Source organism: Kitasatospora sp. NPDC091207, from assembly GCF_044768625.1.
Classification (GTDB): Bacteria; Actinomycetota; Actinomycetes; order Streptomycetales; family Streptomycetaceae; genus Kitasatospora.
Map to the genome: position 1 here is coordinate 1 of NZ_JBIVVS010000060.1, position 9078 is coordinate 9078.

Consider the following 9078-nt stretch of genomic DNA (forward strand, 5'->3'; position numbering starts at 1 on the left):
CACACCCTCCCGGTCGGTGGTGTGGTCGTCCGCGAACCGACGGTCACCCGTCGCGTCCGGCACGTACTTCACACAGACAACGATCCTCAAGCTCACGGCCTGTCTCCTGTACTGGTCTCGTCCGGCGGCTGCGGCTGTGCAAGCGGGCGCGAACTCGGCACGCACCCGCTCCGGGCAGCGTGTTCCCGTGCCGGTCCGGAACTTCCTGGCAGCATACTCGCCGGTGGCGGAATGACACTACTGGCCAGTAGCTTACGTCGCCGAGCCCGGCCGACCGGCCCGCGGAACACCTCGCGGCGGCCCCGAAGGACCCCCGGCCCGGGTGGACCGCGGGACGGCCCGCACGGCCGTCAGCCCTCATCCTGCCCCAGCGCCGTCCCGACACCACCTGACGGGGCGGCGCATCCGGGGTGGGATTCACCACCCGGACCGCACGATCCCCGCCGGGAGCTCACCGGCACCCCGCCGGGACGGGTCAGACCGCTTCACCCAGCGCCGCGATCACGTCCGCCCGGCGCGGCAACCCGGCCGCCCGGCGCACCACCCGGCCGCCCGCGTCCAGCACCAGGACCGTCGGTGTCCGCAGGATCTCCAGCCGGCGGACCAGGTCCAGCTGTGCCTCGGCGTCCAGTTCGACGTGCGCCACCCCCTCGACCATGCCCGCCACCTCGCCGAGCACCCGCCGGGTCGCCCGGCACGGCTGGCAGAAGGCGGTCGAGAACTGCAGCAGCGTGGCCCGCTCGCCCAGTGCCTCCCCCAGGTCCGCCGCCGAGAGCCTTACCGCCCCGTCCTTGGTGCGCACCCGCAGCCTCCCGTCACGCTTGGCCCGCAGCAGCCCGAACGCGCTCGCCACCGCGAGCACGACAACGCACACCACCAACCCGGTCATCCCCCCAGTCTGCCCCGGCCCCCTCCTGGTCCGACAGAGTGGTCGACCTCCGGCACCGGGCCCGCGTACGATCGCCGGGTGGACTCCGACCGCCCCGCACAGCCGCTGCTGACCACCCGCCGTGTGGTCGACCTGTGCCGGGCCACGGCCTCGCGCTGTCACTGACGCGCCCCGCCGTCCCCCACCAGCGATCCAGACCCGGAGTCCCCGTGCAGATAGACCCCCGCGGCCCGCGGTTCGCCGCCGCCCTCAGCACCGCCGTCCTCATCGCCGTCCTGCTCAGCAGCAGCGGCCTGCTGCTCACCCTCCAGGCCGTCGTCTTCGGCCTCGGCGCCGTCGGCGGCCTGCGCCGGTCACCGTACGGCTGGCTGTACCGGACGCTGGTCAGCCCCCGGCTGGCACCGCCGACCGAGACCGAGGACGAGCGCCCGCCGCGCTTCGCGCAGGGCGTCGGCCTGGTGTTCGCCGTCGTCGGCGCGCTCGGCTTCCTCACCGGGGTGACCTGGCTCGGCCTGCTGGCCACCGGGTTCGCCCTCGCCGCCGCCTTCCTCAACGCCGCGTTCGGCTACTGCCTCGGCTGCGAGATGTACCTGCTGGTCCGCCGCTCGCAGGGCCGGCTCGACCCCGCGTCCTGACCTCCCGGGAAAGGTTCCCGGGAGGCCCATCACGGACATCACACCCCCGGCGCTCGCCCGACCGCTCGCCTCAGGTGACAGCGGGCACTCGTTCGGGGGATCATCTCCGTGTATCACCCGTGGCCGCCGCGGCGTGCCGCGCCTCCGGCGGTCGGTCCCACGGACGACACGGGTACCGCCGGACCGGGCCACCAGGGCCCGTGGGAAGTCAGGACTGACCGTGGCAGAGCTCGTGTACCCGCCGGTGATCGGCGCCGCACTGACCGTCTTCCGCGCGCTCGACGTGCGCATCAGGATCGTCGGCGCCGAACACATCCCCGCCAAGGGCGGAGCGGTACTGGTGAGCAATCACATCAGCTACCTGGACTTCCTCTTCGCCGGCCTCGGCGCCTTCCGCGGCGGCAAGCGCAAGACCCGTTTCATGGCGAAGGACGACGTCTTCAAGCACGCCGTCTCCGGTCCGTTGATGCGGGGCATGAAGCACATCCCGGTCGACCGCACCGACGGCCAGCCCGCGTACGACGCGGCGGTGCGCGCCCTGCGTGCCGGCGAGATGGTCGGGGTGTTCCCGGAGGCGACCATCAGCCGCTCGTTCATGCTGAAGAAGTTCAAGACCGGTGCCGCCCGGATGGCCGCCGACTCCGGCGCCCCGCTGCTGCCGGTCGTCCTGTGGGGCACCCAGCAGCTCTGGACCAAGGGCCGGCCGAAGACCCTCACCAAGCGCCACGTCCCCGTCACCATCATGATCGGCGAGCCGATCGAGCTGGCGCCCGGCGACAAGCCCGTGATGGTCACCCGCCGGCTGCGCGCCGCGATGGGCGAGATGCTCGACCGGGCCCAGCGCGAGTACCCGGGCAAGCCGAGCGGCCCCGAGGACACCTGGTGGCAGCCCGCCCACCTCGGCGGCACCGCGCCCACCCTGGAGGTCGCCGAGGCCGAGGACGAGGCGGAGGCCGAACGCCGCGCCGGGCGCGACTGACCGGTCCCGCGCCGGAACGCACCTCCCCCGGAACTCCCCGGAGGAGGTGCGTTCCGACCCGCCCGCCACGATGCCTCCCAGCAACGGCGGGTCACCCTCCCGCGGCCCGGCACTACTCGCGGTGCAGGAACTCCGCCTTGATACCGCGCCCCAGGGCCGGCATCGCGCTGAGACCGGCCGCCAGCGCACCGACCGCGGCGATCGCCACGATGGTTCCGAGGGCGTCGAGCGGAATGGTGCCCGGAGTTCCGCCCGTCCGGCCGTAGGCGCGGCCCGCCAGCACCGAGAGGCTCAGGGCCAGCACGATCCCGGCCCCGTACGGGACGAGGACCTGGACGAGTTGCGCACGCCGCATGGTGGCCAGCGGGACTCCGACGACGGCTTGGAGCGCGACCTCCTTACGTCGTTCGACGGCCCGGTCGATCGAGCCCACCGCGATGGTGGCGGACGAGATCGCCAGCGTCAGGAAGGTGGCGAGCGTCAGCAGCGCCTCGAAGAGCGGGAACTGGTACTGCGCCTCCAGCGCGATGTCGGGAGTGGTGACGGTCAGGCTCGGATCCAGCCGGGCCACGGCCGCGTTGAGCGCCTCGAACGTCGCGTTCCGCCCGTCGGTGACGACGAGGTACTTCTCGGCCGGAATGTCCAGACCGGCCAGGGCGGGGTCGGCGGGCGAGAGCATCATGTCCGCCGCGAGGGGCGAGGTGTCGGAGACGGCGTAGAGGTCGGGGACGGCGAGCGTACGCGTCGGAGGAGCCACGGTCACGGTCGCCCCGCCCGGCCCCCGGGGAGCGAGGGTCAGCGCGTCCTCGGCCCGGGGCGCAAGCGACTGCTGGGGCTTCGGCAGCCAGTACGGGGTATCCTCCCGGCAGTCGTACGGGGCCTGCTTGATCACCGAGGAGAGGTCCGCGCAGGACAGGACGACCGCGTTGTGCACCCGGGGCGGCAGCGGCGGGGCCGCGTCCAGCGGCGGCGCACCCGAACCGGTCGCGCCGCCCGTGACCGGTTGCCCCTGGGGAACGGGGGTGGCACTCAGCGGGGTCTGGAGTCGCCGGACCGGGACGACGCCGCGCACTCCGGGGACGTCCTTCAGCACCGACGGCGACACCCCCGCGCCGTCGGCGGTGCGGGCCGGTCCCTGGAACACCCCGGGGGCCATGACCTGGGCCCAGGACTCGGTGTGGGCGCGGGACTGGATCGCGGCGAAGACCGACTGTCCGAAAGCGCCGGCGAAGACCAGCAGGACCAGGCCGGTGACCACCCGGGTGACGGCGGCGGCTTCGATCTCCAGCCGTCGGGCGCCCAGGAGGACGGCGATCGAGCGGGTGACGCGCCCCAGAACGACCCCGATGCTCCTCGCGATCAGCGGTGTGGCCACCGCGAGACCGATGAAGACGAGCATCAGCCCGACCGCCGTGATCAGGAGCATCGTGGTGTTCGGGTCCCCCTTGTCCGGCGGCTGGCTCGCGGCAGCATAGCCGCTGACGACGGTACCGACGCCCAGGGGAGCCAGCCGCCACACCGAGAGCGGCTTGGGCGCGGCATCGGCCCGCCCCGCCCGAATCGCGCCGGTGACGCGACGCACCGCGGCAGCACCCACGCACACGGCCAGGACCGGGACGGCCAGGATGAGGAGGGAGATCTGCCACAGCGGCGGCTGGAGGTCGGCGGAGTACCAGCCGTAGCCGGCGACGGTCCAGCGGGAGGTGAACGGAAGGAGCGCCTCGAAGACCGCCAGCCCCAGGAGTGCCCCCAGGGCCGAGACCACCGCGCTCTCCCCGGCGTTGACGACCTGGGTCTGCCGGGGTGTCATACCGAGCAGCCGCAGGCCGGCCAGGCGCCGGTCCCGGGTCGCGGCGGAGAGCCGGGCACACGAGGCGAGGAAGAGCAGGACGGGGGTCAGCACCACGATCACGCCCACCGCGAGCGTCAGCGTGTTCTTCCGGGCGTCCGCGACAGCGCCGGCTTCGGCGACCACCGGCGGGCCCGTCACGTGGTGCGCCTGGGGGCCGTACCCGGCGGGCTTCTGCGTCGGCGCGCCCGGGGTCCGCTCGACCCCGACATAGGCCAGGAGCTCGTCGGGCTGGAGGAGACCGTCCGCCGTGACGGTCTCGGTGACCCGGCCCGGGAGCCTGTCACGCAGAGCCTGGTTGTCGGGGGCGTCGTAGAACGCCTTCAGCGCCGGTGAGAGGGCGACCTCCCCGGGGCCGGGCAGCCTCGTGAGGCCGGGCGGCGGAGTGACGGCGCCACCCGCGGGGACCAGCTGGCGCTGCAGAGCGCGGCCGTGCCAGGAGTCGAACACGCTCTCCCCGAGCAGTCCGCAACCGGCCGCCGGCTGCTCGCCGTTCGCCGCGCAGACGACCGTCCGCGCGTCGGCCCGGTCCGCACGGTGCTGCAGCATCCCGGGGACGGCGACCGCCAGCAGCAGCACGACCACGCCGAGCGCGGTACCGCCCGCCATCAGACTGACCCGGGCCCACCCCGCACGACCGTAGCCGCGGACCAGCCTGACCCCCAGCAGCAAGGGGAACGACCAGGCCCGCATCACACCCGCCCCTTCACACCGGCGACCTTGCCGTTGCTCATGACGACCTCGCGGTCCGCGCAGGCCGCCACCCGCGCCTCGTGGGTGACGATCACCACCGCCGCACCCTGCTCACGGGCGGCCGTGGTGAGCGCTGTCAGGACGCGTTCGCCGTTGACGGTGTCCAGCGCCCCGGTCGGTTCGTCGGCGAAGACCACCTTCGGGCGGTGGACCAGGGCCCTGGCCACCGCGGCCCGTTGGGCCTGGCCACCGGACACCTGCGAGGGTCGCTTCTCGGCGAGGTCCGCGATCTCCAGACGTTCCAGGGCCTCGACCGCCTGCCGACTCGCCGACCGTCGGGTCGCACCCGTGAGCCTCAGCGGCAGCGACACGTTCTCCAGAACGGAGAGTTCGGGAATCAGTTCGCCCAGCTGGAACACGAATCCGAAGTCCTGGCGACGCAGTGCGCTACGGCCGGCCTCGGGGAGATCGTCGATGCGTCGCCCGTCCAGGTGAACCGTGCCGCCTTCCGGTCGCAGGATCCCGGCGAGACAGTGCAGGAGAGTGGACTTCCCCGACCCGCTGGACCCCGTGACCGCAACCACTTCACGTGGTGCGACCTCGAACGACACCCCGTCCAGCGCCTGGGTCGTCCCGAAACTGAGCCGTAGCTCCTCGGCCACCAGAAGATTCATCGCAAGCCCTCCCACGCTTTCACGCCTCCGTTGCGGATCAGCGCGATCATCTCATCTGCCGCCAGTTCCAGTTGCCAATCCCACAACCGGACCAAAGGCTTCCGCTATGGCGCGGAGAACCCGGCCAGATCGCTGAACACCTCCCGGTACACCCGGTCAGCCTCCTGTGAGCACGAGAAGGTCGCGACAGCCGCATCAATCTCCTTGCGACTGAACTCCTGATATCTGGGGTCACTCTTCGCCTGCGACTCCATCTCATCTTGCGAAAGAACTCTTGCAGCTCCACTTCTGCTGTTTATCTCCTGCATCAGAGTATGATATTCGGCACGCAGTTCCATAATAAAGGCGGATCGGGACGAATGATCATATCCATTACTCTTCGCACAGGCCGACCAGGCTTTCTCCGCAACTCGGTAGCGCGAGTCCGAGCGCACTTTTCCGTCGATCCTGTTGTAGTCAGAGTTTCCTCTCCTGACCCCAAACTCGCGATCAGCCAACTGGCTGGACGACATGGCGCACGACTCGAGGATCGCGTTGTAACGGGACAGGCTGGCCCCGGTCAGAGCTGACGTGTAGGCATCGTTCTCGTGACTCGGAGCGAACCTCGGCCAGGCGGCGATCCCGAAGCCCTTTCCTTGCGCATAGACGAGGCTTGAGAAGTCCGTGGAAGTCTCGGTGTCGACCAGGCTGCGAGGATCCTTGGGGATGTACTGAAGCCCCTTGGTCGACATGCAGGCCGCAATGAGCCCCTCGCTCCTCGCCGCGAGCTCAAGGTCGAACCGACTGCCCTCACTCTTCGGAATCAGACCCGCCAGGATCAGCGTGAGGCGGCGCGCTTGCGCCGCCTGGACAGGGGTCTCCTCGGTGGCGTCGGACCGCAAGGCGTACACGGCTCCGGCGCCACCGAGGAGGACCACCGCCACCAGCACCAGCAGGAGGGACCTGTTCAACCCAACCATGACTCTCCTTCTGAGCAGCTGGTGCAGCGGTCAGGTGCAGCAGTCCGACCTACTGCCGGCCTGCGGGATCAGACGTCCACTGTGAACGCTCAGAAGTCCGCACCAACACCGACGAGCGCCCTGTTGTAGGTTCCGTTCGCAGAGCAGTCGTAGTGCGAGGTCCCGCCACCGCTCGCGCGGATGGTCGACTGGTACCAGTTCGTCTCGCCATTGCCCCGCTGGCACTGGGCACGGTCCTGGGCGCTACCGTTCCCGGTGACCCTGATGATCGACTGAAGGCCACCCTGCCCGGTGTAGAACTCCGCGTAGGTGCCGTAGTAGTTGTACGTGAACCCACCGGTTGAACCCGGGAAGTTGACGACCTGGGTGGCCGAAGCCTGTGTTGCACCAAGGCCCAGGGTAGCTACGGCCACCGCGGCGCCGGCCATAGCCGTCCGGCGAATGATTGCTGAAAGGATCACGGTATTGCCCTTTCGCTCGTAGTCGCGCAGAACAGATAGATCGCGCATATATCTCGCACTGTCGACGAATCAAGCCGGCCGGACGTCTCCGAATTTGAGAACAGCTTGAGTTCAAACTCGTCGATTTGCAGGAAGCCGCCCATGGTGCAGCCCCCTTAAATGAAGACTCTAGACACAAACTCGACCGCAGGCCAACAATCGAATGAAGAGTGATGTGGATCACATGAGGATGTCCGACTTGGCCAACATTTGGTGAAATATATACCGTGGCGTTTATCCGGAGCGCCCACTGCCATATTTCGCCAGCGCGAATTATGGACATGCCGGTACCGTCTTAGCAAATTCAGATGTTCGGCCAAAAATCATTGCACAGCGGACGCACGCACCTGCCGTCCCAGGGGCCCCATCAGCCAGGCCGGGGTGGCCGCGCTGTCAACCGCACAATCCACTCTTCATACTCCGTGCGACCGAGGCATCACGGACCGTCGCGTGTCGGGGGCCCGACCGCTTGCCCGATCTGACACAGTGACAGCTCCCCGGGGGCCTGGACCTGCTTCAGAGACGGAGATGACACAGCGATGACCGGTACACGGCCGCTGCCGCTCACCACCACGGCCCGCACCCGCGCTCACGCCGGTGCGGGTCTTCTACTGGCGGGCACCGCCCTGCTCACCGGGTGCGGTGCCCAGCCCGGCGAGATCCCGCTCAGCGAGATCCGGGCGGAGTCCCCGTCCGCCGTGCCCACGGCCGAACCCGCCGTCGCCAACGCGACCCCGGGCGTGATCGGAGCCGCGGCCCCGGCCCTCCCCGTCATGGCGCACAACGGCCTGATCGCCAGCCGGGTCTTCCTCGACCCCAGCCGCCTCACCAGCGCCGTCTTCACCGTCACGGCCGACGGCGGGGCCCTGCAGCAGCTCACCCGGCCTCCCGGCGAGGGCCGCGACGACCACCCCGACTGGTCCCCCGACGGCACCACCATCGCCTTCGACCGCACCGAGACGGAGAACGGCACACCCCGGCTCTGGACGGTGACCGCCGACGGCGAGGAGGCTCACCAACTCGGCCAGCTCTGCGAACCCGACGCCGCCGACTGCACCAACGAGCAGGAGAGCGGACCGGCCTTCTCCCCCGACGGGAAGCAGATCGCCTTCAGCCGCGCGTGGGGCACGCTCGACCCGACCGACAACAAGCAGATCCAGTACTCCGACCTGTACCTGATGAGCCCCGACGGCACCAACGCCCAGCGGCTGACCTTCCTCACCAACGACAAGCCGTATTCCGGCGACGTCCGCAACCCGAGCTGGTCACCCGACGGCAAGCAGCTCGTCTTCGAGTACCGGACCAGTTCGACCGGCCAGCCCGCCGCGGGCCGGGCGCTCTACATCGTCAACACCGACGGCACCGGCCTGCGCCGGCTGACCCCCTGGGAGCTGCGCGCCGGCGAGCGCGCCAGCTGGTCCCCCGACGGCACCCGGATCGTGTTCACCACCTATCCGGCCGGCCCCGACTACAGCCCCGGCGGGGGCATCTACACCGTGCAGCCCGACGGCAGCACCATCGACGCCCTGACCCCCGGCCCGTCCAACGACTTCTACGGCGCGGCCGCCTACTCCCCCGACGGCACGTCGATCGTCTTCGCCCAGGCCCCCGCCGGAGGGACCTCCGACCTGTACCGCATGCAGGCCAACGGCACCGGCGTCACCCGGATCACCGACACGGCCGACCAGTGGGAAAGCCGCCCCAGCTGGGGCACGGCCGCGCCGCGATCCTGACCACCCGCGGCCACCGGCCGAGATATCCGCACCTGAATATCGGCACAACGCAAAGAACCCCCCGATCCGAAAGGATCAGGGGGTTCTTCACAATGATTGTTCGGCGGCGTCCTACTCTCCCACAGGGTCCCCCCTGCAGTACCATCGGCGCTGTGAGGCTTAGCTTC

The 9078-nt window shown here is 70.2% G+C and carries 8 protein-coding genes and 1 pseudogene; 3 read left to right on the forward strand and 6 right to left on the reverse strand.

The window, feature by feature from the left end; translation table 11 throughout:
* Positions 1-96: pseudogene (locus tag ACIQTO_RS37990) on the reverse strand (electron transfer flavoprotein subunit beta); the annotation flags it as partial.
* Between the two features lie 379 nt (positions 97-475).
* On the reverse strand, positions 476-889 hold the full coding sequence (locus ACIQTO_RS37995; protein ID WP_402398229.1) for a thioredoxin family protein: 414 nt from the start codon (positions 887-889) through the stop codon (positions 476-478).
* A 209-nt stretch (positions 890-1098) separates the two neighbouring features.
* Between ACIQTO_RS37995 and ACIQTO_RS38000 the strand changes: the two genes are divergently transcribed.
* Together ACIQTO_RS38000 and ACIQTO_RS38005 are read left to right on the forward strand one after the other, a co-directional pair.
* Positions 1099-1524 carry a DUF4395 domain-containing protein gene (locus ACIQTO_RS38000; RefSeq protein WP_402398231.1) on the forward strand — a complete coding sequence of 142 codons (426 nt, stop codon included), beginning with the start codon at positions 1099-1101 and terminating at the stop codon, positions 1522-1524.
* Between the two features lie 220 nt (positions 1525-1744).
* Positions 1745-2503, forward strand: coding sequence for a lysophospholipid acyltransferase family protein (locus ACIQTO_RS38005; protein ID WP_402398233.1), 759 nt, complete (start codon positions 1745-1747; stop codon positions 2501-2503).
* A 112-nt stretch (positions 2504-2615) separates the two neighbouring features.
* Here ACIQTO_RS38005 and ACIQTO_RS38010 read toward each other — a convergent pair whose 3' ends face one another.
* From ACIQTO_RS38010 to ACIQTO_RS38025, 4 genes are all read right to left on the reverse strand, one after another.
* Positions 2616-5045 (reverse strand): ABC transporter permease, encoded by a 2430-nt coding sequence (locus ACIQTO_RS38010; RefSeq protein WP_402398235.1) that lies wholly within the window; start codon positions 5043-5045, stop codon positions 2616-2618.
* On the reverse strand, positions 5045-5719 hold the full coding sequence (locus tag ACIQTO_RS38015) for an ABC transporter ATP-binding protein (RefSeq protein WP_402398243.1): 675 nt from the start codon (positions 5717-5719) through the stop codon (positions 5045-5047). Before ACIQTO_RS38015 ends, ACIQTO_RS38010 begins: the two co-directional genes overlap by 1 nt.
* 104 nt (positions 5720-5823) lie before the next feature.
* The gene (locus tag ACIQTO_RS38020; protein ID WP_402398237.1) at positions 5824-6678 is read right to left on the reverse strand and encodes a hypothetical protein; all 855 of its coding nucleotides are present in this window, start codon (positions 6676-6678) and stop codon (positions 5824-5826) included.
* 89 nt (positions 6679-6767) lie between these two features.
* A complete protein-coding gene (locus ACIQTO_RS38025; RefSeq protein ID WP_402398239.1) occupies positions 6768-7187 on the reverse strand; it encodes a hypothetical protein in 420 nt (139 codons plus the stop codon).
* Between the two features lie 530 nt (positions 7188-7717).
* Here ACIQTO_RS38025 and ACIQTO_RS38030 point away from each other — a divergent pair.
* A complete protein-coding gene (locus tag ACIQTO_RS38030) occupies positions 7718-8911 on the forward strand; it encodes a hypothetical protein (protein ID WP_402398241.1) in 1194 nt (397 codons plus the stop codon).
* The last annotated feature ends 167 nt before the right edge of the window (positions 8912-9078 follow it).